20 protein-coding genes are annotated in these 25,015 nt (G+C 52.5%); 15 read left to right on the plus strand and 5 right to left on the minus strand.

Going from position 1 to position 25,015, the window contains the following annotated elements; all coding sequences use genetic code 11:
• Positions 1 to 70: 70 nt before the first annotated feature.
• The 9 genes from mrcB to fhuB all read left to right on the plus strand — a co-directional run bounded on the left by mrcB (position 71) and on the right by fhuB (position 14,330).
• On the plus strand, positions 71 to 2,611 hold the full coding sequence (gene mrcB, locus OGX92_RS11180; RefSeq protein ID WP_079225472.1) for a bifunctional glycosyl transferase/transpeptidase: 2,541 nt from the start codon (positions 71 to 73) through the stop codon (positions 2,609 to 2,611).
• Between the two features lie 651 nt (positions 2,612 to 3,262).
• Positions 3,263 to 3,805, plus strand: coding sequence for a fimbrial protein (locus OGX92_RS11185; RefSeq protein ID WP_149335385.1), 543 nt, complete (start codon positions 3,263 to 3,265; stop codon positions 3,803 to 3,805).
• Positions 3,806 to 3,855: 50 nt separating this feature from the next.
• Positions 3,856 to 4,569 (plus strand): fimbrial biogenesis chaperone, encoded by a 714-nt coding sequence (locus OGX92_RS11190; protein ID WP_003829210.1) that lies wholly within the window; start codon positions 3,856 to 3,858, stop codon positions 4,567 to 4,569.
• Between the two features lie 31 nt (positions 4,570 to 4,600).
• Entirely contained in the window at positions 4,601 to 7,084 is a 2,484-nt protein-coding gene (locus tag OGX92_RS11195; RefSeq protein ID WP_286586550.1) for a fimbria/pilus outer membrane usher protein, read from the plus strand.
• Positions 7,085 to 7,217: 133 nt separating this feature from the next.
• On the plus strand, positions 7,218 to 8,219 hold the full coding sequence (locus tag OGX92_RS11200; protein ID WP_149335383.1) for a fimbrial protein: 1,002 nt from the start codon (positions 7,218 to 7,220) through the stop codon (positions 8,217 to 8,219).
• Positions 8,220 to 8,441: 222 nt separating this feature from the next.
• Complete coding sequence (fhuA, locus tag OGX92_RS11205) at positions 8,442 to 10,616, plus strand: ferrichrome porin FhuA (protein ID WP_126956860.1); 2,175 nt, start codon at positions 8,442 to 8,444, stop codon at positions 10,614 to 10,616.
• Positions 10,617 to 10,663: 47 nt separating this feature from the next.
• On the plus strand, positions 10,664 to 11,461 hold the full coding sequence (gene fhuC, locus OGX92_RS11210) for a Fe3+-hydroxamate ABC transporter ATP-binding protein FhuC (protein ID WP_003829206.1): 798 nt from the start codon (positions 10,664 to 10,666) through the stop codon (positions 11,459 to 11,461).
• Positions 11,461 to 12,351, plus strand: a complete 891-nt coding sequence (gene fhuD, locus OGX92_RS11215; RefSeq protein WP_063941132.1) for a Fe(3+)-hydroxamate ABC transporter substrate-binding protein FhuD — start codon at positions 11,461 to 11,463, stop codon at positions 12,349 to 12,351. Before fhuC ends, fhuD begins: the two co-directional genes overlap by 1 nt.
• Positions 12,348 to 14,330 carry a Fe(3+)-hydroxamate ABC transporter permease FhuB gene (gene fhuB, locus OGX92_RS11220; RefSeq protein ID WP_286586551.1) on the plus strand — a complete coding sequence of 661 codons (1,983 nt, stop codon included), beginning with the start codon at positions 12,348 to 12,350 and terminating at the stop codon, positions 14,328 to 14,330. Before fhuD ends, fhuB begins: the two co-directional genes overlap by 4 nt.
• Before the next feature lie 113 nt (positions 14,331 to 14,443).
• Here the strand turns inward: fhuB and hemL are convergent, their stop codons facing one another.
• Positions 14,444 to 15,724, minus strand: a complete 1,281-nt coding sequence (hemL, locus tag OGX92_RS11225) for a glutamate-1-semialdehyde 2,1-aminomutase (protein ID WP_257662309.1) — start codon at positions 15,722 to 15,724, stop codon at positions 14,444 to 14,446.
• A 168-nt stretch (positions 15,725 to 15,892) separates the two neighbouring features.
• Between hemL and clcA the strand changes: the two genes are divergently transcribed.
• From clcA to erpA, 3 genes are read left to right on the plus strand one after another with little or no spacing between them, the layout of a single operon-like run.
• Positions 15,893 to 17,314: a H(+)/Cl(-) exchange transporter ClcA gene (gene clcA / locus OGX92_RS11230; protein WP_063941135.1), complete on the plus strand. Its 1,422-nt coding sequence runs from the start codon at positions 15,893 to 15,895 to the stop codon at positions 17,312 to 17,314.
• Positions 17,315 to 17,337: 23 nt separating this feature from the next.
• Positions 17,338 to 17,403, plus strand: coding sequence for a small protein YadW (gene yadW, locus OGX92_RS11235; RefSeq protein ID WP_122973801.1), 66 nt, complete (start codon positions 17,338 to 17,340; stop codon positions 17,401 to 17,403).
• Positions 17,396 to 17,740: an iron-sulfur cluster insertion protein ErpA gene (gene erpA, locus OGX92_RS11240; RefSeq protein WP_008786260.1), complete on the plus strand. Its 345-nt coding sequence runs from the start codon at positions 17,396 to 17,398 to the stop codon at positions 17,738 to 17,740. Before yadW ends, erpA begins: the two co-directional genes overlap by 8 nt.
• Positions 17,741 to 17,859: 119 nt before the next feature.
• On the opposite strand, the gene OGX92_RS11245 is transcribed toward erpA, so the two are convergent.
• The 3 genes from OGX92_RS11245 to mtnN are packed head-to-tail and all read right to left on the minus strand — an operon-like array spanning position 17,860 to position 20,011.
• Positions 17,860 to 18,483: a TRIC cation channel family protein gene (locus OGX92_RS11245; RefSeq protein ID WP_003829199.1), complete on the minus strand. Its 624-nt coding sequence runs from the start codon at positions 18,481 to 18,483 to the stop codon at positions 17,860 to 17,862.
• A 36-nt stretch (positions 18,484 to 18,519) separates the two neighbouring features.
• Positions 18,520 to 19,320 carry a vitamin B12 ABC transporter substrate-binding protein BtuF gene (gene btuF / locus OGX92_RS11250; RefSeq protein WP_003829197.1) on the minus strand — a complete coding sequence of 267 codons (801 nt, stop codon included), beginning with the start codon at positions 19,318 to 19,320 and terminating at the stop codon, positions 18,520 to 18,522.
• Positions 19,313 to 20,011 carry a 5'-methylthioadenosine/S-adenosylhomocysteine nucleosidase gene (gene mtnN, locus OGX92_RS11255; protein ID WP_003829195.1) on the minus strand — a complete coding sequence of 233 codons (699 nt, stop codon included), beginning with the start codon at positions 20,009 to 20,011 and terminating at the stop codon, positions 19,313 to 19,315. The genes btuF and mtnN overlap by 8 nt, the downstream gene beginning before the upstream one ends.
• Positions 20,012 to 20,094: 83 nt before the next feature.
• Here mtnN and dgt point away from each other — a divergent pair, with 83 nt between their 5' ends.
• The 3 genes from dgt to cdaR all read left to right on the plus strand — a co-directional run bounded on the left by dgt (position 20,095) and on the right by cdaR (position 24,481).
• The gene (gene dgt / locus OGX92_RS11260) at positions 20,095 to 21,612 is read left to right on the plus strand and encodes a dGTPase (RefSeq protein ID WP_126956855.1); all 1,518 of its coding nucleotides are present in this window, start codon (positions 20,095 to 20,097) and stop codon (positions 21,610 to 21,612) included.
• A 129-nt stretch (positions 21,613 to 21,741) separates the two neighbouring features.
• Positions 21,742 to 23,175 (plus strand): serine endoprotease DegP, encoded by a 1,434-nt coding sequence (gene degP, locus OGX92_RS11265; protein ID WP_003829191.1) that lies wholly within the window; start codon positions 21,742 to 21,744, stop codon positions 23,173 to 23,175.
• Positions 23,176 to 23,323: 148 nt separating this feature from the next.
• Complete coding sequence (cdaR, locus tag OGX92_RS11270) at positions 23,324 to 24,481, plus strand: DNA-binding transcriptional regulator CdaR (protein ID WP_003829189.1); 1,158 nt, start codon at positions 23,324 to 23,326, stop codon at positions 24,479 to 24,481.
• Positions 24,482 to 24,574: 93 nt separating this feature from the next.
• On the opposite strand, the gene OGX92_RS11275 is transcribed toward cdaR, so the two are convergent.
• Positions 24,575 to 24,961, minus strand: coding sequence for a DUF3461 family protein (locus OGX92_RS11275; RefSeq protein WP_003018562.1), 387 nt, complete (start codon positions 24,959 to 24,961; stop codon positions 24,575 to 24,577).
• Between the last annotated feature and the right edge of the window lie 54 nt (positions 24,962 to 25,015).

Here is a 25,015-nt window from a genome sequence, read left to right on the forward strand (position 1 = left end):
TTCTTCTTCTGTCGCAGGACGGAAGAACAGAGAATCGGGCCCTTGCGCCTGAATGTTGCGGAGAAAAAGCATGGCGGGGAATGACCGCGAGCCAATTGGACGTAAAGGGAAACCCTCGCGTCCGGTGAAACAAAAGGTGAGCCGTCGTCAACTCAGAGATGAAGAGTATGACGACGATTATGATGATGATGACTATGAGGATGAAGAACCGATGCCGCGTAAGGGTAAAGGCAAAGGGCGTAAGCCTCGTGGTAAGCGCGGCTGGTTCTGGCTGCTGGTAAAACTGTCGATTGTCTTTTTGGTGCTGATCGCCATTTATGGCGTTTATCTGGATCAAAAAATTCGTAGCCGTATTGATGGCAAAGTCTGGCAGCTTCCTGCGGCAGTATATGGCCGTATGGTTAACCTTGAGCCAGAAATGCCTATCGGCAAGAACGAGATGGTGAAGCTGCTGGAGGCCACGCAGTACCGTCAGGTGACGAAGATGACGCGTCCGGGCGAATTTACCGTGCAGGCGAAGAGCATCGAGATGATTCGTCGTCCGTTTGACTTCCCGGACAGTAAAGAAGGGCAGGTGCGTGCGCGTCTGACCTTTGACGGCGATCATCTGGACACTATCGAGAATATGGATAACAACCGCCAGTTCGGTTTCTTCCGTCTCGATCCGCGTCTGATCACCATGCTCTCTTCACCTAACGGTGAGCAGCGCCTGTTTGTTCCGCGTAGCGGCTTCCCGGATCTGCTGGTGGACACGCTGCTGGCGACCGAAGACCGTCACTTCTATGAGCATGACGGTATCAGCCTTTATTCCATTGGTCGTGCGGTGCTGGCGAACCTGACGGCGGGTCGTACGGTACAGGGTGCCAGTACGCTGACTCAGCAGCTGGTGAAAAACCTGTTCCTCTCCAGCGAACGCTCTTACTGGCGTAAAGCTAACGAAGCCTATATGGCGCTGATCATGGATGCGCGTTACAGCAAAGACCGCATTCTTGAGCTGTACATGAACGAAGTCTATCTCGGTCAAAGCGGTGATAACGAGATTCGCGGCTTCCCGCTGGCAAGCCTCTATTATTTCGGCCGTCCGGTAGAAGAGCTGAGCCTCGACCAGCAGGCGCTGCTGGTGGGGATGGTTAAAGGGGCGTCGATCTACAACCCGTGGCGTAACCCGAAACTGGCGCTCGAGCGTCGTAACCTGGTTCTGCGTTTGCTGCAACAGCAGCAGATTATCGACCAGGATCTGTATGACATGCTGAGTGCGCGTCCGTTAGGCGTACAGCCGCGTGGTGGGGTGATCTCCCCGCAGCCTGCCTTTATGCAGATGGTGCGTCAGGAGCTCCAGGCGAAGCTGGGCGATAAAGTTAAAGATCTCTCCGGCGTGAAGATTTTCACCACCTTTGATTCCGTGGCGCAGGACGCCGCAGAAAAAGCGGCGGTGGAAGGCATTCCGGTACTGAAGAAACAGCGTAAGCTGAGCGATCTGGAAACCGCGATTGTGGTTGTTGACCGCTTTAGCGGCGAAGTTCGCGCCATGGTCGGCGGAGCAGAACCGCAGTTTGCGGGCTATAACCGTGCGATGCAGGCGCGTCGTTCGATTGGTTCTCTGGCCAAGCCTGCGACCTATCTGACCGCGCTCAGCCAGCCGAAGTTGTACCGCCTGAATACCTGGATTGCCGACGCGCCGATTGCACTGCGTCAGCCGAACGGCCAGGTGTGGTCACCGCAGAACGATGACCGTCGCTATAGCGAAAGCGGGAAAGTGATGCTGGTGGATGCGTTAACGCGTTCAATGAACGTGCCAACGGTAAATCTGGGGATGGCGCTGGGCCTGCCTGCTGTAACCGATACCTGGTTGAAGCTGGGGGCGCCGAAAGATCAGCTTAACCCGGTTCCGGCCATGCTGCTGGGGGCGTTGAACCTGACGCCAATTGAAGTGGCGCAGGCATTCCAGACTATCGCCAGCGGCGGGAACCGTGCGCCGCTGTCGGCGCTGCGTTCGGTGATTGCCGAAGATGGAACCGTACTGTACCAGAGTTTCCCACAGGCCGAGCGTGCCGTTCCGGCGCAAGCAGCGTATATGACGCTGTGGACTATGCAGCAGGTGGTTCAGCGTGGTACAGGTCGCCAGCTTGGCGCGAAGTATCCGGGTCTGCATCTGGCAGGGAAAACCGGGACCACCAACAACAACGTGGATACTTGGTTTGCTGGGATCGACGGCAGCCAGGTGACCATCACCTGGGTAGGCCGTGATAACAACCAGCCAACCAAGCTGTACGGTGCCAGCGGCGCGATGTCGATTTATCAGCGTTATCTGGCCAACCAGACGCCGACCCCGCTGGTGCTGACGCCGCCTGAAGATGTGGTAGATATGGGCGTGGACTACGACGGTAACTTCGTATGTAGCGGCGGGATGCGTACGCTCCCGGTGTGGACCACCGATCCGGATTCGCTGTGTCAGCAGGGTGAAATGCTGCAGCAGTCGGGTAATCCGTTTGATCAATCTTCTCAGCAGCCGCAGCAACAGCAGCCTCAACAGCAGCAACCGCCGCAGCAGGAGAAGAAGGATAGCGACGGTGTCGCTGGCTGGATTAAGGACATGTTCGGCAGTAACTGATTTTGGTTTTAACTGTTCTTCCCCCGCATCGGCACAGGCCGGTGTGGGGGACTTCTTCTTCGCGCTGTTATCGCCTTTCTATTCATTTCCTCTCTGGGAACTGGATGTCTTTGCTGGTCTTCACGTCAGGCTGTAATTTGTTGTGGATCACATTTTAATATTTGTTGCATGTTCCTCATCTATGATCTGTAATGGCAATTTCCGCAGGACATTTCCCGATTAACCATAAACGCAACATATTATTTTTTTATATATTTGGTTTTGACTAATTTTTTGTGGATTTTTTTGTTGATTTTCCACCTTTTTTATTTTTTTACAGTATGAAAAAAAGTAATTAATAATTCCCTGTGATAATTTAAAGTTAACCAAATTTAATTTTAAGTAAATCTTTAATGAATTATTTTTTTATTAAAATCAGTGTGTTGTTTTTATTTTGACCTTGCTGGTGTGAATGGGTTGGTTAGCGTTTATTTATCGTAAATCGTAGAATAACTCATGCAAAGGAATGTTTGGGATTGAACAAGTTGATAAAGATATATTATATCATCCAGGGATGCTGTTGCATCTGTATCTCCAACCAGTCTCTATTTCCTTTCGTTAAAATTGACTTCTCCTCTGTTGGTTTTTGTGAGCATATGTAAGGAATACGTTATGTGCAAAAAAATTCTCACCTCATTGTTTGTAAGCAGCGTGCTGGCGGGGGCCGCGATGCCTGCGTTGGCCGTTGATACCGGAACAGTCACCTTTAACGGCAAGATTATTCCTGATAGCTGTGCCGTGGATGTCAACGGTACGTCGACAAACGGTACAGTGACCTTTAATAATCTGTCGCAAACCGCGTTTGGCGCTGATAAAAAAGTAGGTGACTCGCAATCTTTTGCCATCATACTGACGGAATGTGATGCCGCGATTGCCAATCTCAATATCAAATTTGATGGTACGCGTGTTGCCGGTTATGGCGAGGAAGTGCTGCAACCGACGGGGACGGCGACAAATCTCGGCGTACGTATGTTGCCAGAAGGCAGCAGTGATTACGTAAAATTTGATGGCTCGGAGCCAGATGATTCGCTGAATAAGGCCAATGGCGAGAGCGTGGTTTTCAATTATAAAGCTGAAGTTATTCAGGTTGGCAGTACACTACCGACCACCGGTGATTATACCGCGCAAGCAACCTATACCCTGATTTATCGTTAATCGTTGTACGCACTGGCCCAGGCTGGGCCAGTATTTCAATGGAATGGAAAATGAAACGACTTATTACAATATTAGCTTTGGTACTCACTACCGGCATAAATATTGCTCATGCGGGGGTGGTGATTGGCGGAACGCGAATTATTTATCCTGCCAGCCAGTCTGAAGTACAGGTAACCCTAAAAAATAAAGATAATGATAAACGTTATCTGGTGCAAAGTTGGGTGAGTAATATTGATGACAGTAAAGCGCCATTTGTTATTACACCGCCAATTTATAAGTTGGACGAAAATCGCCAGACGCTGCTGCACGTAGTTTATACCGGTAATAAAACGGCACTGCCGCAGGATCGCGAATCGTTGTTTATGGCGAATGTTAAATCGGTTTCTGCGATCCCGGAAGAGTTACGTGATAACAACACGCTACAATTTGCAATTAAGACCAAGTTAAAGCTGTTCTATCGCCCGGCTTCGCTGAAAGAAAGTGAGGCGAAAACGGCCTGGCAGTCATTGCAGTTTAGCCGCAGCCAAAATCAACTGGTAGTGAAAAATCCCACGCCATTTTATGTCACCTTCGGCCAGCTTACGGTTGCGGGAAAAGCTATTAAATCCGCAGTGGATCAGCATTCACCCTCGGCATTAACCATGATGGTCGCCCCGTTTGCTGAGCAGCGTTTCCCGTTATCTTCCGGAGCAAAAGGCGACGTAGCCTGGACCGCGATTAATGATTTCGGATCAGAAACCGGACAGCGTAAACAGCCGCTGTAAATGAGCTATCGATTTCTTACGGGTGGCGTTTATGTCTTCTCATCGTACTGTCCGGCTTTTTGCGCTCAATACGCTGACATTCGCGATATTAACGGCGAGTGGTTCCGTTTGCGCTGACGATTATTTCAATCTCAGTGCGCTGGAAACGGGGACGCCGCTGGAGAATACCGGCGCGCTGGAAGCTTATTTACGCAATAATGGTCTATCGCCAGGGCGGTATTTAACGTCCATTGTCTGGGATCGGGATCGCATCGATAAACGAAATTTAAATTACGTCCTTTCAAAAGATAACAGCAAACTGGTTCCGCAGTTTACTAAAGCAGAACTGCGTGAACTGGGCGTCAAAGTTGATTCCATCCCGGCGTTAAAGAATATTAATGATAATGCCGCATTAGGCGATATTAGTGAATATATTGCTGATGCGCGCTATGACTTCAGCCCGGAAACTCAGGTATTGCAATTACGTATTCCGCAAATCTACCGCGGCAAACAAATTTCGGGCGAAAGCAATCCCGCTTCCTGGGACGATGGCATTCCGGCTCTGTGGACCAGCTACTATGTTTCGGGCTCGCATCAGCAGTCGAATAGGGACAACAATGCCTCTAACTGGGCCAGTCTCAATTCGGGTATGAACATTGGCCCATGGCGAGTGCGCAATTCCAGTAGCTGGGGGAATGACAGCGGCTGGCAATCTATAAGCACAACGCTGGAGCGTGATATCAAACGCCTGCGCAGCCAGCTTCAGCTTGGGCAAACCTACACCAACGGCGAACTGTTTGACAGCGTACAAATGACCGGGGTGAAGCTGGAGACCGATACCAGCATGCTGCCCAGCGGATTACAGGGATTCGCCCCGGTGGTGCGCGGCATCGCCAACAGCGATGCCAAAGTGGCCATCAAGCAAAACGGTTACACCATCTACCAGACCAACGTCTCGCCCGGCCCGTTTGAAATCCGTGATTTAACCCAGGTCACGGCAGGGGCGGATCTGGAAGTCACCGTGACGGAGGCTGACGGTACGGAGCGCAGCTTTATTCAGGCCAGCTCCTCGGTGCCGATTATGCAACGCGAAGGCGCGCTGAAGTACAGCCTGGCGGCAGGTAAATATCGCGATGTGGATAATGGCGAAGAACCTGAATTCGGCCAGGTGACGGCAATTTACGGCTTACCTTTCGGAATTACCGCCTACGGCGGTCTGCAGGGCGCGTCGATGTATCATGCCGGGCTGGTCGGCATCGGGGCCGATTTACGCGATTTTGGTTCAGTGTCGATGGATTTGACGGCCGCCAGAACCGCGTTTGACGACGGTCGCGCAGATGCGAACGGCCAGTCGTGGCGCGCGCAGTACGCAAAAGATTTTCCGCTGACCAATACCACGATCACGCTGGCCAGCTATCGTTATTCCACCTCTGGATTTTATACCTTTCAGGAGGCTCTCGATCAGCGCAATAACGCCTATGACGACGACAGCATTTACAGCTATCGCAATGCTTTTAACCGCCGGAGCCGCTTACAGCTAAACCTTTCACAGTCGTTACATAGCTGGGGGTCGGTATATGCCAACGCCTATCAGCAGGACTACTGGGGAATGGAAGGCCATGAGCGCAGCGTCAGCTTGGGTTACAGCAGCAGCTGGCAGGGCGTTAACTGGTCGCTGAACTATAGCCTGACGAAAACGCCATCGACCGATAACGACCAGCAGGTTTCGATTTCGATTAACATTCCGCTCTCGCGCTGGCTGGCGAACTCCTGGGGCACCTATAACCTGACCAGTTCTAAAAAAGGTAACACCTCGCACCAGGCGGGCGTTAGCGGCTCGCTGCTGGAAAACAACAACTTAAATTACAACCTTCAGCAAACCTACACCGATAACAACGTGGGCTACGGCGCTTATCTCTCCTCGCGCTATCGGGCTTCGGTGGGGGAGTTCAGCGCTAATTACAGCTATCAGCAAGACAGCAAGCAGTGGGGCTATAGTGCACAGGGCTCCGTTGTCGCGCACTCGCAAGGAATAACTCTGGGACAGTCGATCCAGGATGCTTTTGCGGTGGTGCATATTGTCGATGGCGATAACGTCAAAATCCAAAATTCACAAGGGGTGTATACCGACCGTTGGGGCAATGCCATTGTGCCGACCTTAACCAACTATCGGCGTAATACCATCACCGTGAATACCATGGGGCGCGATGATTTAGATATTAAGGATGCGTCTTTGGACGTGAATCCGACCAAGGGGGCGGTAGTGGCGGTGGATTTTACCGCGCGTGCGGGTAAGCGTGCCTTGCTGACGTTGCGATATGGTCAGGGTATGGTGCCTTTTGGGGCGATGCTGAGTATGGACGGCGCAACCTCTATCGTGGGCGATGCCGGTGAAGTGTTTATCACTGGGTTAAAAGGGACGCAGCGTGTGACCGCGCAATGGGGTGATACGGCGCAGCAGCGCTGCTCGGCGGAGGTGACGGTTCCGGCACAACCTGAACCGGGAATTTTCACCGCAACGCTCAACTGCCGTTGATAAATGGAGGAGATATGCAAAAGCGGACAAGCAGCAGGTGCTGGATAGTGGTATGCGATGGCTATGTTTGCCGTACTACCACTGGTAGTGGCAACGGTGGATGTTGTTGTTTAGCTAACAGGGAAATGACCAGATGCAAAAAGGAATAAAGCCTGTTGTCAGGCTCTTCATCACGCTGATGTTAGCTATTATTAGCGTCTGTTTTCAGCAGGCCTGGGCTGAATGCTCGTTTACCAATCCGGATGCGAATCCAACGATTATGTTTACCATGCCCGCGCAGATTGTGATTGAGTCTGATGCAGCTGTAGGAACTGTAGTCTATTCCGGAGAAACAGTTGGAGAATCACACGGCTTAAGCTGTGACGGCAATGAGCGGGTGTATGACGGCTATTTGGTATTGACTGATGCTGATTATTCAGGAGTATTGCCGGGAGTTTATAAAACAACAGTACCTGGTATTGGTTTTCGCGCTGCTCGCGCAGAGAATAAGACAGCGACATTCACTGGCGATAATCTCATTACTCCCCGGCACTATATTGGTAGATTAGGGAGTTGGGCTTCTTTTGACTCAACCTATCATGTGGGGGTTGAGTTGGTCGTTATTGACACCGTTCAGTCTGGTACGCTGGATACCAGCTTATTTAATGCCGATTATCAAATGGGGAACCTGATAGCGGCAAAACTGCGTTTTGGCCCAACGGTGGTCGATGTGCTGACCAATACTTGTAATTTGGTCAGTAAAGATATTGCCGTTCTGATGGACTCGGTAACCTCAGGTAGTTTATCTCAGGGATATTCTTCCGTACTCACCGATGACAGCTTTAAAATTGAAGTCGCCGATTGTACTACCGGAACGCACATTGATTATAAGTTTACCAGCGCCGGTTCAACCGGTGTTACCGACGGCAATATTCTGAACATTGCCAGTGGGGAAGGGGCTGCCAGCGGTGTGGGGATCCAGATCCTCGACAAAGACAATCATGTGCTGAGTTTTGATCAGGAATATACGGGGATCGAAAGCGCAACCGGGCGGGGAACAGAGGAGATCCCCCTGAAAGCGCGATACGCTAAAACCGGAACGGTGAAGGGAGGTCAGGTCGATGCGGTGGCCACCTTTGAAGTGTATTACCGTTAATTTGCAGGCGTATATACGCAGCAGTACGACAGGGCTCTTTCTGAGCCCTAACATTCCAGCCTAATTTATTAACCCTTTCTTTTCATCTGGTTATTTCTTAACCCCTCAGTTTTAGTAGGGACGCGTATTGCTTGCTATCTCGCCAGAGTTTCGAATATTATGCTGTCGTTATAATAATAATTCTCGTTTACGTTATCATTCACTTTCATCAGAGAAATACCAATGGCGCGTCTTAAAACTGCTCAGCCAAGTTCATCACTGCGTAAAATCGCAGTAGTGGTAGCCACAGCGGTTAGCGGCATGTCTGTCTATGCACAGGCGGCGGTTGACCCGAAAGAAGAAACCATCACCGTAACTGCTGCACCTGCTCCGCAGGAAAGCGCATGGGGGCCTTCGCCGACGATTGCCGCGAAACGTTCCGCCACTGCCACAAAGACTGATACGCCTATCGAAAAGACCCCACAGTCTGTTTCGGTTGTTACGCGTGAAGAGATGGATATGCATCAACCTGGGTCGGTAAAAGAGGCTTTAGCCTATACCCCTGGTGCTGCCGTTTCTACGCGTGGCGCTTCCAGTACTTATGATTTCGTTATTATTCGTGGCTTCTACACGCCAGGCCCAACACCAAACAATTACCTTGATGGCGTCAAGTTACAGGGTGATTACTACAGCTCTGCCGTTGTTGATCCTTACATGCTTGAACGCGTCGAGCTTATGCGCGGGCCAACGTCTGTACTTTACGGGAAAAGTAATCCGGGTGGCTTGATCTCCATGGTTAGCAAAAGCCCGACATCAGAGCCGTTAAAAGAAATTCAATTCAAAATGGGTTCGGATAATCTGTTCCAAACCGGTTTTGATTTCAGCGATTCCCTGGATGACGACGGCGTGTACTCATACCGCCTGACAGGGTTGGCACGTTCTAATGACGAACAACAAGATTTTGCGAAGCAGAAGCGTTATGCCATTGCTCCCGTGTTTAGCTGGAAGCCTGATGACCGAACCAACCTGACTCTGCGAGCAAACATTCAGAATGAGCCTTCAACAGGTTATTACGGCTGGCTGCCGAAAGAAGGTACGGTTGAGCCGTTACCTGATGGTTCCCGTTTGCCTGTGAGCTTTACGGATTATGCGCCGAATAATACCTATTCGCGTTATGAGCGAATGGTTGGTTACAGCTTTGAACACAGTTTTGATGACACCTTCACTGTGCGTCAAAATTTGCGTTATAGCCAAATCAAAACATCTCAACAGAGTGTGTACGGCTTCGGCGCAGTGGGGAATCAATTGACCCGTCAGATTATCGTCGCCGATGAACGCTATAATGATTTTGGCGTAGATACTCAATTGGAAAGCAAGTTCGCGACGGGAGATGTTGGACATACTCTGCTTACCGGTGTCGACTATTCGCGTCTGCGAAACGATATCGATAACGCCTACGGAAGTGCACCGCCTTTAGATATGAATAATCCGGTGTATGACGATGTTGACTTCCCTGACGCGAAACCGTTCCAGCTTAACACGCAGCACCAAACAGGTGTGTATGTACAGGACCAACTGGAATGGAATAAATGGGTTGCAACGCTGGGAGGCCGCTATGACTGGTCTCAGCAGGCAACAACTATTCGTTCCAGTAATCAGAAAGTTGAACGTAACGATGAGCAGTTCACCTGGCGCGGTGGGATAAACTATCTCTTTGACAATGGTATTACGCCATACTTTAGCTACAGCGAATCGTTCGAGCCGAATCCTTCTAAAGCATGGGCAGCAACACCTGCCGACAACGTTGCTTATGCACCGTCAAAAGGTAAGCAATATGAAGCTGGCGTAAAATATGTTCCAAAAGATCTGCCCGTTGTTGTTACTGCCGCGGTATATGAGCTGACGAAAACGAATAACCTGACTACCGATCCGCTTAATCCGTATGCGCAGGTTCCGGCGGGTGAAATTCGTTCTCGTGGCGTTGAATTAGAAGCAAAAGCCGCAGTGAATGCGAACATTAACCTGACAGCGTCTTATACGTATACCGATGCGGAATATACAGAAGACACGACGCTTAAAGGTAAAACACCTGTGCAAGTACCAAAAAACATGGCTTCTCTGTGGGGGGATTACACCTTCTACGAAGGCCCGCTGTCAGGGTTAACGTTGGGCACAGGCGGTCGTTATGTTGGCTCTAGCTATGGCGATCCGAAGAACACCTTCAAAGTGGGTAGCTCAACCGTGATGGATGCAGTCGTTAAATACGATCTCGCGCGCCTGGGTATGGCAGGTTCTAGTGTTGCCGTTAACGTTACAAACCTGTTTGACCGTGAATATGTTGCCAGCTGCTTCGATACCTATGGCTGCTTCTGGGGCGCAGAACGTCAGGTCGTTGCGACTGCAACCTTCCGTTTCTAATTTCTCTTTGGGCACGCTTTGCGTGCCCGTTTTACAAGTTGGCTGCTATGCAGGAAAACAGATCCCATCCCGACACCACTTTTGCGTTGCGTAATGTCTCCTTTCGTGTGCCTGGCCGCACGCTATTGCATCCTCTCTCATTAACTTTTCCTGTGGGAAAAGTGACTGGTCTTATCGGCCACAACGGTTCCGGTAAATCGACGTTATTGAAAATGCTGGGACGTCATCAGCCGCCGTCAGAAGGTGAAATCCTGCTCGATGAACAGCCGCTGGAGAGCTGGAGCAGCAAAGCGTTTGCCCGCAAGGTCGCCTATCTGCCGCAGCAGTTACCGCAGGCGGAAGGGATGACAGTGCGTGAACTGGTGGCGATTGGTCGTTATCCATGGCACGGGGCGCTGGGGCGTTTTGGCGTTGCCGACAGAGAGAAAGTAGAAGAAGCGATTTCGCTGGTCGGTTTAAAACCGCTGGCGCACCGTCTGGTCGATAGCCTGTCCGGTGGTGAACGCCAGCGCGCGTGGATTGCCATGCTGGTAGCGCAGGACAGCCGCTGTCTGCTGCTTGATGAACCGACTTCCGCGCTGGATATCGCCCATCAGGTTGACGTGCTGGCGCTGGTGCACCGCTTAAGCCAGCAGCGCGGGCTGACGGTGGTTGCGGTGCTGCATGATATCAATATGGCGGCCCGCTACTGCGATTACCTCGTTGCGCTGCGCGGCGGTGAGATGATTTCTCAAGGAACGCCAGCTGAACTGATGCGCAGTGAAACTCTGGAACAAATTTACGGTATCCCGATGGGTATTTTGCCGCATCCGGCCGGTGCCGCACCCGTGAGTTTTGTCTATTAATGATCGGATTACATCATATTACCCGTCGGCGATTGCTTACGGCGATGGCGCTGTCGCCTCTGCTGTGGCGGATGAATACGGCGCACGCCGCGGCGGTTGATCCACAGCGCATTGTAGCGCTGGAATGGCTGCCGGTAGAGCTGCTGCTGGCGCTGGGGATTACGCCGTACGGCATCGCAGATATCCCTAACTACAAGCTGTGGGTCAGTGAACCTCCTCTGCCTGATTCGGTGATTGACGTCGGGCTACGTACGGAGCCCAATCTCGAACTGCTGACCGAAATGAAGCCCTCATTTCTGCTCTGGTCGGCAGGCTATGGTCCTTCCCCTGAAAAGCTGGCGCGGATTGCACCTGGCCGGGGATTTAACTTCAGCGATGGCAAAAAGCCGCTGGCCGTTGCGCGACAATCGCTGCAGGAAATGGCGCAATTGTTCAATCTGCAAGCCTCTGCTGAACGCCATTTGACTGAGTACGATCGTTTTATCGCCAGCCTGAAACCGCGCTTCATTCAACGTGGCGCGCGCCCCGTATTGCTTACGTCCTTGCTTGATTCGCGACATATGCTGGTGTTTGGCTCAAACAGCCTGTTCCAGGACGTACTGGACGAATATGGGATCCCAAATGCCTGGCAGGGAGAAACAAACTTCTGGGGTAGCACTGCCGTGAGTATTGACCGTCTGGCTGCTTATAAGGATGTCGATGTGCTGTGCTTTGATCACGGCAACGATAAAGAGATGGCTGCGCTGATGTCTACGCCATTATGGCAGGCGATGCCGTTTGTCCGTAGCGGACGTTTTCAACGTGTGCCTGCCGTTTGGTTTTATGGCGCAACGCTATCGGCCATGCATTTTGCCCGTATTCTGGATAATGCGTTGGGAGGCAAAGCGTGAGTAAACGTATTGCGTTGTTCCCAACTTTCCTGCTGGCTGTTCTGTTTGTTGCTGCCTGCTGGCTGACATGGGTTAACTTCTCCGTTGCGCTACCGCGCAGTCAGTGGCAACAGGCTATCTGGTCACCGGATATCGACATCATTGAGCAGATGGTTTTTCACTATAGCCTGCTGCCGAGGCTGGCGATTTCTCTGCTGGTCGGCGCCGGGCTGGGGCTGGTCGGCGTATTGTTTCAGCAGGTGTTGCGTAACCCTCTGGCGGAGCCAACCACACTGGGCGTTGCGACCGGGGCGCAGTTGGGCATTACGGTTACCACGCTGTGGGCTATTCCAGGTGCGCTGACCACGCAATTTGCGGCGCTGGCGGGAGCATGTGTCGTTGGGGCGCTGGTGTTTGGCGTTGCCTGGGGCAAGCGCCTTTCTCCGGTGACGTTAATCCTTGCCGGGCTGGTGGTCAGCCTGTACTGCGGGGCGATTAACCAGTTGATGGTTATCTTCCATCACGATCAACTGCAAAGCATGTTTTTATGGAGCAGCGGCACGCTAACGCAAACCGACTGGAGCGGCGTACAACGTCTGTGGCCGCAGCTGCTGGGCGGCGTGATGCTGACTCTGTTGTTATTACGCCCAATGACGCTGATGGGACTGGATGACGGCGTGGCGCGTAACCTCGGTCTGGCATTGTCGCTGGCGCGTCTGGCGGCGTTATCGCTGGCCATTGTTATCAGCGCCTTACTGGTTAACGCGGTTGGGATTATCGGCTTTATTGGCCTGTTTGCACCGCTGCTGGCGAAAATGCTCGGTGCGCGTCGTTTGCTGGCTCGTCTGGTGCTGGCCCCGCTGATTGGTGCGTTGATCCTCTGGCTCTCCGACCAAATCATTCTGTGGTTGACCCGCGTATGGATGGAAGTCTCCACCGGTTCAGTGACGGCGCTGATTGGCGCACCGTTGCTGCTGTGGTTGTTGCCGCGCTTAAGGAGTATGAGCGCCCCGGATATGAACGCCAGTAATCGCATCGCCGCTGAACGTCAGAATGTGCTGATGTTTGCGCTGGCAGGTGGCGTAATTTTACTGCTAACCCTTGTGGTGGCGCTGTCGTTTGGCCGCGACGCACATGGCTGGACTTGGGCCAGCGGTGCGATGCTGGATGAGCTGATGCCCTGGCGCTGGCCTCGCATTCTGGCGGCCCTGATTGCCGGGGTGATGCTGGCGGTAGCGGGCTGTATTATTCATCGTCTGACGGGCAATCCGATGGCCAGTCCGGAAGTGCTGGGCATTAGCTCCGGTGCGGCATTTGGCGTGGTGCTCATGCTGTTTTTGGTCCCTGGAAATGCTTTTGGCTGGCTGCTGCCTGCCGGAAGCCTCGGGGCCGCGGCTACTCTGCTTATCATTATGATTGCCGCCGGGCGCGGTGGTTTTTCACCGCACCGTATGCTGCTGGCCGGCATGGCGCTCAGTACGGCGTTTACTATGCTGCTGATGATGCTGCAGGCCAGCGGCGATCCGCGCATGGCGGGCGTGCTGACCTGGATCTCCGGTTCAACCTATAACGCGAGCGGAGAGCAGGTACTGCGTACCGGGATTGTGATGGTGATTCTGCTGGCGCTGACGCCGCTGTGCCGCCGTTGGCTGACAATTTTACCGCTCGGCGGCGATACGGCTCGGGCGGTGGGTATGGCAATCACGCCGTCGCGCGTGGGGTTACTGCTGCTGGCGGCAGGGTTGACGGCGACAGCCACCATGACCATTGGACCGTTGAGCTTTGTCGGGCTGATGGCGCCGCATATTGCCCGTATGATGGGTTTTCGGCGGGCGATGCCGCATATGCTGATTTCGGCGCTGGCGGGTGGCGTGTTGCTGGTCTTTGCTGACTGGTGCGGCAGGATGGTGCTGTTTCCGTATCAGATCCCGGCGGGGTTATTGTCGACGTTTATTGGCGCGCCGTACTTTATCTATCTGCTGAGAAAGCAGAGCCGCTGAGGTTGACCCCTTTTATGTAGGCCGGATAAGACGCTTTGCGTCGACATCCAGCAATAAAAAAGCCGGGTGGCGGCTTCGCCTTACCCGGCCTACATATCTGCACGTTCTCTTTTTTACAATTTCGCAAACACCCGGCGCGCGGCGTCGATGGTGTTATTGATATCGTCTTCACTGTGCGCCACGGACATAAAGCCTGCTTCGAACGCGGACGGCGCCAGATAAATTCCTTCATCCAGCATCATGTGGAAGAAACGCTTGAAGCGTTCAACGTCACATGCCATCACATCCTGATAGCAGGTTACGGTTTCTGCATCGGTGAAGAAAATCCCGAACATCCCGCCCACATGGTTAACCACCAGCGGAATATTCGCTTCTTCGGCAGCTTCCAGCAGACCTTCCGCCAGACGCGTCGTCAGTTCGTTCAGCGTTTCATGAATACCCGGTTGGGCGACTTCGGTCAGACAGGCATAACCTGCCGCCATCGCGATTGGGTTACCGGAAAGCGTCCCCGCCTGGTAAACCGGACCGGTCGGCGCCAGCGCGTCCATCACATCGCGGCGGCCACCGAATGCGCCAACGGGCATCCCACCACCGATGATTTTACCGAGGCAGGTCAGATCCGGCACAACGCCGTAATAATCCTGCGCTCCGGCCAACGCCACGCGGAAACCGGTCATTACTTCATCAATGATCAACAGCGCGCCAAACTCATCGCACAGGGCACGCAGGCCCGGCAGGAATTCCGGCAGCGGCGGGATGCAGTTCATGTTGCCGGCGACCGGCTCAACGATGATGCACGCAATCCCCTGCGGATACTGTTCAAATGCCGCACGTACTGAAGCGAGATCGTTGTAGGTGCAGGTCAGGGTGTGTTTCGCGAAATCGGCCGGAACGCCCGGAGAGTTCGGCTGGCCCAGCGTTAATGCGCCGGAACCGGCCTTAACCAGCAGGCAGTCGGCATGGCCGTGGTAGCAGCCTTCAAATTTGATGATTTTATCGCGACCGGTGAAACCGCGCGCCAGACGGATGGCGCTCATTGTCGCTTCCGTACCGGAGTTCACCATGCGCACCATGTCCATGGTCGGCACTAATTCGGTGACCAGCTCCGCCATTTTCACTTCCATCTCGGTCGGTGCACCGAAGCTTAAACCGCGCTCCGCTGCTTCAATCACCGCATTACGGATTGCCGGGTGATTATGGCCCAGCACCATCGGTCCCCAGGAACCGACGTAGTCAACATAGGCTTTACCATCGACATCGTACAGATACGCGCCGTCGGCTTTTTCGATAAACAGCGGAGTACCACCCACGCCAGTAAAGGCGCGAACGGGGGAGTTAACGCCGCCTGGGATAAGTTCGCGTGCTGCGTTGTAGAGATTTTCAGACTTACTCATGGATGGGGTCCTGGTTCGTAGAAAAAGTAAATGCCCGCTATTCTAGTTATTCAGAGAAGGTTATGAAAGTTTTACGCATTTGAAACAATACGATTTGCAGGGGATTTTCGTGAAATGTGCGAGTAGAATGCCGATTCCGTATTTGTATTACCAATTAATGATCATCTGATGAAGACAGACACTCCCTCTTTTGAAGCACAACAAATTGTGCGTTTACGCCGCAGGGATCAAATTCGTCGTCTCCTGGAACGAGACAAAACGCCGTTGGCGATCCTGTTGATGGCTGCCGTAGTGGGTACAGTGACAGGGCTTGTTGGCGTGGCATTTGAGAAAGCGGTGACCTGGGTGCAGAATCAGCGCATTGGCACGCTGGCTCAGGTTGCGGACCATGACATTCTGCTGTGGCCGCTGGCGTTTATTCTTTCCGCGTTGCTGGCGATGGTCGGCTATTTCCTGGTGCGTAAGTTTGCGCCGGAAGCCGGTGGTTCGGGGATCCCAGAGATTGAAGGCGCGCTGGAAGAGCTGCGACCGGTGCGCTGGTGGCGCGTTCTGCCGGTGAAATTTATTGGCGGCATGGGCACGCTGGGAGCCGGCATGGTGCTTGGGCGAGAAGGACCGACCGTGCAGATTGGTGGTAACCTCGGGCGCATGGTGCTGGATATTTTCCGTATGCGTAGCGCAGAAGCGCGACATACCTTATTGGCTACCGGTGCGGCAGCGGGTCTTTCGGCGGCGTTTAACGCTCCGCTGGCGGGGATCCTGTTCATTATTGAAGAGATGCGCCCGCAGTTTCGCTATAACCTCGTGTCGATCAAAGCCGTGTTTACCGGCGTTATAATGTCGAGCATTGTGTTTCGTATTTTCAACGGCGAAGCCCCGATTATTGAAGTCGGAAAGTTGTCTAATGCGCCAGTAAATACACTGTGGCTGTATCTGGTGCTCGGACTTATTTTTGGCTGTGTCGGGCCGTTGTTCAACACTATGGTGTTGCGTACCCAGGATATGTTCCAGCGTTTTCACGGCGGTGAAATTAAAAAATGGGTGCTGATGGGCGGCGCGATCGGTGGCCTGTGCGGGATCCTCGGATTAATTCAACCTGAAGCGGCAGGCGGTGGCTTTAATCTGATCCCGATTGCCGCAGCAGGCAATTTTAGCGTCGGTCTACTGCTGTTTATATTTATCACCCGGGTGATCACCACGCTGCTGTGCTTCTCATCCGGCGCGCCCGGTGGGATCTTTGCCCCGATGCTGGCGTTGGGCACGTTGCTTGGTACGGCGTTCGGTATGGCTGCGGCAGCCTCTTTTCCGCAGTATCACCTGGAGGCCGGAACCTTTGCCATTGCCGGAATGGGGGCTTTGTTGGCTGCTTCGGTGCGTGCGCCGCTAACGGGTATTGTGCTGGTGCTGGAGATGACTGATAACTATCAGCTCATTTTGCCAATGATTATTACCTGTCTTGGCGCAACACTATTAGCCCAATTTATGGGCGGAAAGCCGCTATACTCGACTATCCTGGCTCGTACGCTGGCAAAACAGGAAGCGGAGCAGGCGGCAAAAAGCCAGGGTACTGCCGCTGGCGAGAATACTTGAACGAAATACCAGGGTATTAGATAATGGCCCAAAATATTGGGTTGAAATTTACCCAATTGCCGATGTCGTTTGGAGCAAAATATGAGTGATGACGTAGCGCTGCCACTGCAATTTACTGAAGCAGCAGCCAATAAAGTTAAAAGCCTGATCGCTGACGAAGATAACCCGAATCTGAAATTACGCGTGTATATCACTGGCGGTGGTTGCAGCGGTTTCCAGTACGGTTTCACCTTTGATGATCAGGTCAATGAAGGTGATATGACCATCGAGAAACAAGGTGTTGGTCTGGTCGTTGATCCGATGAGTCTGCAATATCTGGTGGGCGGCGCGGTTGACTATACCGAAGGTCTGGAAGGTTCCCGCTTCGTTGTGACTAACCCGAATGCGAAAAGCACCTGCGGGTGTGGTTCTTCTTTCAGCATCTGATTGCTGTCTGTAATACCGATGGTCTGATGGTGTAGGCCCGGTAAGCGTAGCGCCACCGGGCAATGTGCCGGATGGCGGCGTAAACGCTTTATCCGGCCTACGTGTTCTGTATCGTCACATCAACGCCCGTTATCATCCAGCGCAAACGTCGGCAATTTCAGATGCCAGCGAATGGCGGCAAGCCGAATCAGCAGGGTGACAATCATCCCCATCATACTGGCGTTTTCCAGTGAAACATCAAAGGTATAAAACGCCGTTGCATGCACGATCCCGCCGATAATACAGGCTGTGGCGTAGATCTCGGTGCGCAAAATCATCGGGACTTCACGAGCTAACACATCGCGAATGATCCCACCACCAACGCCGGTAATCACCCCCATACAAATCGCCACCAGCGGCCCTGTTCCTGCGAGAAATGCCTTGTTGACGCCAATACCCACGAACACCGCCAGGCCAACGGCATCCAGCACCGGAAGGATCCATTTCGGTATGCGTCTTGGTTGACGTACCAACAGGATCGTCAGCATGCTGGTGATCATCGCCACCACCAGATCGGTCGGATCCTTAACCCAAAAAACCGGTCCATTATCCAGCGCCATATCGCGGATCGTACCACCACCAACGGCGGTAACCACGCCGAGTACCAGGACGCCAAACGGATCCATACGTAATTTTCCGGCCAGTAATACGCCAGAGATTGCAAATACCGCGGTGCCGACAATATCAAGCCAATAGACGAGCATTTTTAAATCCTCACAACAGACCTGGTGGGGCAGGCGCTAATTTATCTGTGAAAGCGCATTACAGAGTTGTTTTGCGGCGAGGATAATACGCGGGCTCGCGCGTTCGAACCAGTCACTATTAAGTGTAATAATGGGTATTTTTAGCTGGTTTCCCCAGTATTGCTCAATTTTCAGAGTTTCACCCGGACCGCCTGTGGCAACAATAGCCTGGGGGGCTCGTGCCAGGACCTGCTCACGGCTAACCTGCGGCCAGGGAACCCGACTACCGGCAAAGATGTTTTCTCCGCCGCAGACCTCAAGAACTTCGTGCTGAATAGAACCTTTTCCACTGGTAAACAGAGGATTGGCACCAAACTGGAGAAACACGCGTTTTTTCGGTTTGTTGGCATACTGAGATTTAAGTAAAGCATAGTCATCAAGCATGGTTTGCGCCGCCTGTTTAGCTTGTTCAGGCTTGGGGCTCCATGCCGCTAATTGGCGTAGCGCATCGGCAACCTGCTCAATAGTAACGGCGTCCACCCAGATGACCTTAATACCCAGAGAGGTCAGTTGATTCACCTGCCGCTCAGCATTTCCCCCGCGCCAGGCGACAACCAAATCAGGTTTCAGCGCCACAATACGTTCAAGATTCATCCCTTGCCAGGTTGAGACTTCCTCAATATTTTTGGCTTCTGGCGGGTAGTTTGAATAGCTGCTGACGCCAACGGGGGTAATGCCAGCGGCAAAAGCGAGTTCAGTATTGGCAGGAGAAAGCGTCACAACACGCGGCGCGGCGTAAAGGAACGCCGGGAGAGTGAAAAGCAGGGCGACCAGCGCCCTGGAGAGTAATTTAGCCATGCGCCAGTTTCTGTACCAGCGTTTCAACCATCAGACTTGACTGCTTCGCGGCAACCACCAGGAATTCGTCAAAGCTGAGATGGGACTGCTGATCGGCAACGTCAGAGATAGCGCGAACCACGACAAATGGCACGTTAAAGTTGTGGCAAACGTGCGCAATTGCGGTCGCTTCCATCTCAACGGCAATCGCCTGCGGGAAGTTATGCTTAATTTTAGCTAGTCCCACGGAACCATTAATGAAGGCATCGCCACTGACGATAAGTCCGCGAACGGCGTTCAGATTGAGTTCGGCGATGCAAGACTCTGCGGCAGCAATCAACGCAGGATCGGCTTTAAAACCAGCCGGGCAGCCCGGTAGTTGACCAAATTCATAGCCAAAGGCAGTGACGTCGGCGTCGTGATAGCGCGCTTCGTCAGAAACTACGATATCCCCGACTTTCAGCGTAGAGGCCAGGCCACCCGCAGAACCGGTATTAATGATGGCGTCCGGCTTGCAGCGTTCAAGCAACAGCGTAGCGCCCAGTGCCGCAGCCACTTTACCGATACCCGATTTCAGCAGCGCAACCTCTGTACCGTTCAGTTGGCCGGTGTAAATTTCACAACCGCCGAGCGCGATGGTCTGACGGTTTTCGATTTTGTCACGCAGCAGCGTAACTTCTTCTTCCATTGCACCAATGATGCCGATTTTCATAGATTTACTCGCGATAAGCCAGATTTGAGGGCATAGTCTATCATGCGCTTAAGGGGTAGCGCATTTCTCAGGCGGGAGAGGACATGGCACAGATCGATTTCCGAAAAAAAATAAACTGGCATCGTCGTTACCGTTCGCCGCAGGGCGTGAAGACTGAGCATGAGATCCTGCGTATTTTCGAAAGCGATCGCGGACGTATTATCAATTCACCGGCCATTCGCCGACTGCAACAAAAAACGCAGGTCTTTCCGCTGGAGCGTAATGCGGCAGTACGCACGCGCTTGACGCACTCGATGGAAGTTCAGCAGGTTGGGCGCTATATCGCGAAAGAGATCCTCAGCCGACTGAAAGAACTAAAGCTGCTGGAGCAGTATGGCCTGGATGAACTGACAGGGCCATTTGAGAGTATTGTCGAAATGTCCTGCCTGATGCATGACATTGGTAATCCGCCGTTTGGCCATTTCGGGGAGGCGGCAATTAATGACTGGTTTCGCCAGCGACTGTATCCCGCAGACGCAGAAAGCCAGCCCCTAAGTGATGACCGTTGCCAGGTGACGGCATTACGATTGCGTGAAGGCGAGGAGTCGCTGAATGATATTCGCCGCAAGGTGCGCCAGGACCTGTGCCATTTTGAAGGCAATGCACAGGGTATTCGCCTTGTGCATACGTTGATGCGTATGAACCTTACCTGGGCGCAGGTCGGCGGTATTTTAAAATATACCCGTCCGGCGTGGTGGCGCGGCAGTGCACCCGAGACGCACAACTATTTAATGAAGAAACCGGGTTATTACCTTTCTGAAGAACCGTATATTGAGCGGTTGCGTAAAGAATTATCATTAGCGCCTTACAGTCGCTTTCCATTAACCTGGATTATGGAAGCTGCCGATGATATCTCTTATTGCGTGGCGGATCTGGAAGATGCCGTTGAGAAAAGAATCTTTAGCGTCGAGCAACTTTATCACCACCTGCATGAGGCGTGGGGGCAGCATGAAAAAGGTTCTCTGTTTAGCCAGGTTGTTGAGAACGCCTGGGAGAAGTCACGTTCAAATACATTAAGCCGGAGTACCGAAGATCAGTTCTTTATGTATTTACGCGTCAATACGCTGAATAAACTGGTGCCATATGCGGCCCAGCGGTTTATTGATAATTTGCCGCAGATTTATGAAGGCAGCTTTAATCATGCGCTGCTAGAAGATGCCAGTAGCTTCAGCCAGTTACTGGGTGTTTATAAAAATGTGGCGGTAAAACATGTGTTTAGCCATCCGGATGTTGAACAACTGGAACTACAGGGCTATCGGGTGATCAGCGGGTTGCTGGAGATCTATCAGCCGTTATTAAAAATGTCTCAGTCAGATTTTTCTGAACTGGTCGACAATGAAAGAGTAAAACGTTTTCCTATCGAATCCCGTTTATTTCAGAAATTGTCTACCCGCCATCGTCTTGCGTATGTTGAGGCAGTTAGTAAAATATCGACGGGGTGCGCCGAGTATTCGGTTCTGGAATATTATTATCGCTGCCGACTGATCCAGGATTATATCAGCGGAATGACAGATTTGTATGCCTGGGATGAATATCGTCGCTTGATGGCCGTAGAACAATAAACACTCATTTGTAAAGACGGACAATAAAATTTTACTTTTTCCTTAAACTTAATTCTGGAACTTAGCGCTATAAAACGACTCTGACGTATACAGCAATTTTGCGTTACCTGTTAATCGAGAACGAAACACATGAAAAAAACCACATTAGCAATGAGTGCACTGGCTCTGAGTTTAGGTTTGGCGTTGTCCCCCCTGTCTGCTACAGCGGCTGAGACGTCGTCTTCAGCAATGACCGCCCAACAGATGCCAAGCCTGGCCCCGATGCTCGAAAAAGTGATGCCATCGGTGGTAAGTATTAACGTCGAGGGGAGCACGACGGTAAATACGCCGCGCATGCCGCGTAATTTCCAGCAGTTCTTCGGTGATAATTCACCGTTCTGCCAGGACGGTTCTCCGTTCCAGAGTTCGCCGTTCTGCCAGGGCGGCGCACCGGGCGCTGACAATGGCGGCGGCCAGCAGCAGAAATTTATGGCACTCGGTTCCGGCGTAATTATTGATGCCGCGAAAGGGTATGTCGTGACCAATAACCACGTGGTAGATAACGCCACGGTGATTAAAGTTCAGTTAAGCGATGGTCGTAAATTTGACGCGAAGATCGTGGGTAAAGATCCGCGCTCCGATATCGCGCTGATCCAAATTCAGGATCCGAAAAACCTGACGGCGATTAAGCTGGCAGATTCCGATGCGCTGCGCGTGGGTGATTACACCGTGGCAATTGGTAACCCGTTTGGCCTCGGCGAAACGGTGACTTCCGGTATTGTTTCTGCGCTGGGACGTAGTGGCCTGAATGCGGAGAACTATGAAAACTTTATTCAGACGGATGCTGCGATCAATCGGGGTAACTCCGGTGGTGCGCTGGTCAACCTGAACGGTGAGCTGATCGGTATTAACACCGCGATCCTCGCGCCGGACGGCGGTAACATCGGTATCGGTTTTGCGATCCCAAGCAACATGGTGAAAAACCTGACCTCGCAGATGGTTGAGTTTGGCCAGGTTAAACGCGGTGAGCTGGGCATTATGGGTACCGAGCTGAGCTCTGAGCTGGCGAAAGCGATGAAAGTTGACGCCCAGCGTGGCGCATTCGTCAGCCAGGTGATGCCGAACTCTTCCGCAGCGAAAGCGGGGATTAAAGCTGGGGATGTGATTACCTCCCTGAATGGCAAACCGATCAGCAGCTTCGCCGCCCTGCGTGCGCAGGTCGGTACGATGCCGGTTGGCAGCAAAATCACCCTGGGTCTGCTGCGTGACGGTAAGCCGGTCACCGTGAACCTGGAATTGCAGCAGAGCAGCCAGACTCAGGTTGACTCCAGCTCTATCTTTAAAGGCATCGAAGGTGCCGATATGAGCAACAAAGGCCAGGATAAAGGTGTCGTGGTAAGCGACGTGAAACCGAATTCTCCGGCTGCACAGATTGGCCTGAAGAAAGGGGATGTGATTATCGGCGCGAACCAGCAACCGGTGAAAAACATCGCTGAACTGCGCAAAATCCTCGACAGCAAACCGGCTGTGCTGGCGCTGAACATTCAGCGCGGTGACAGCTCCATCTATCTGTTGATGCAGTAATCTCCCTGAACCCCTTCCTGCACAGGAAGGGGTTTCTTTTTGTGATACTTCCCACAACTCCATACTTCTCCCTTTCGCTTTGTGCATTTGCACAATGTCGCCGCTTATTATCTTCCCTATGCTTGAGCTCTGCTCACAGGAGGGTTTTATGGCTGGTTGGCATCTTGATACCAAAATGGCGCAGGATATCGTGGCGCGTACCATGCGCATCATTGATACCAATATCAACGTAATGGATGCCCGTGGGCGGATAATCGGCAGCGGCGATCGCGAACGTATTGGTGAATTGCACGAAGGCGCACTGCTGGTGCTTTCGCAAGGGCGGGTGGTCGATATCGACGATGCGGTTGCACGTCACTTGCACGGTGTACGACAGGGGATAAACCTGCCGCTGCGTCTGGAAGGCGAAATCGTTGGCGTTATCGGCCTTACCGGCGAGCCGGAACATCTGCGCAAATACGGCGAGTTAGTGTGTATGACCGCCGAGATGATGCTGGAACAGTCGCGCTTGATGCATCTGTTAGCGCAGGATAGCCGTCTGCGTGAAGAGCTGGTGATGAACCTGATTCAGGCGGAAGAGAATACGCCAGCGCTGATGGAATGGGCTCAGCGTTTAGGCATTGATTTGAACCAGCCGCGCGTGGTGGCGGTATTGGAGGTCGATAGTGGCCAGCTTGGCGTCGACAGTGCAATGGCGGAGCTACAGCAATTGCAGAATGCGTTGACTACGCCCGAACGTAATAATCTGATTGCGATTGTTTCTCTGACTGAGATGGTGGTGCTGAAACCGGCGCTCAATCAGTTTGGCCGCTGGGACGCTGAAGATCATCGTAAGCGCGTTGAGCAGCTTATTGCCCGTATGAAAGAAAACGGACAGCTGCGGTTTCGCGTATCGCTGGGCAACTATTTTACCGGGCCCGGTAGCATTGCCCGTTCGTATCGTACGGCGCGCACTACCATGATGGTCGGTAAACAGCGGATGCCGGAAAGCCGTAGCTATTTCTATCAGGATTTGATGCTGCCAGTGCTGCTGGACAGCCTGCGCGGTGGCTGGCAGGCCAATGAGCTGGCGCGTCCTTTGGTGAGGCTGAAGGCGATGGATAACAACGGGTTGCTGCGTCGGACATTGGCGGCATGGTTTCGTCATAACGTCCAGCCGCTGGCCACCTCAAAGGCACTGTTTATTCACCGCAATACGCTGGAATATCGCCTGAATCGTATTTCAGAACTGACCGGGCTGGATCTGGGAAACTTTGACGACCGACTGCTGCTGTATGTGGCGTTACAACTGGATGAACAGCATTGATTAATTGCCTGATGGCGCTAGCTTATCAGGCCTACGAGGATATACCTGTAGGCCGGATAAGGCGTAAGACGCCGCCATCAGGCAACAAACGGCTTATTTACGCGTCAGTTTTTCGAGATCGGCTTCAATTTCGCTGATCTTGTTGGTCACAACGCTTTCAAGATGACGTAAATCATCAAGGATCTTGCGTTTAAGATCGACTTCGCTGCGATCGCGCTGGCAGATCTGATCCAGTTCGTCGATCACATAGCGCAGGTTGGGACTGATCTCCTGCACTTCTTTGTAACCCTGGCCGACGCCATCGGCAACCACCGTTTTGCGCTGACGGGGATATTTGAACTTCACGCTCTTGGCAAAAAACTCGCCTTTATCCTTCTGGAAATAGATTTTCAGGATATCGTTGTTGGCTTCTTGCCGCAGGCTGTAACGATCGATCTCTTCAGGATTAGTAATGCCCAGACTTTTCAGATTGTCATACATAGCGGTACCCTTAAGCTCACTATAACCATTGAATAATTAACGAAAAGCCTTGTT

This window comes from Citrobacter sp. Cpo089 (assembly GCF_030332695.1).
Taxonomy (GTDB): Bacteria; Pseudomonadota; Gammaproteobacteria; order Enterobacterales; family Enterobacteriaceae; genus Citrobacter; species Citrobacter portucalensis.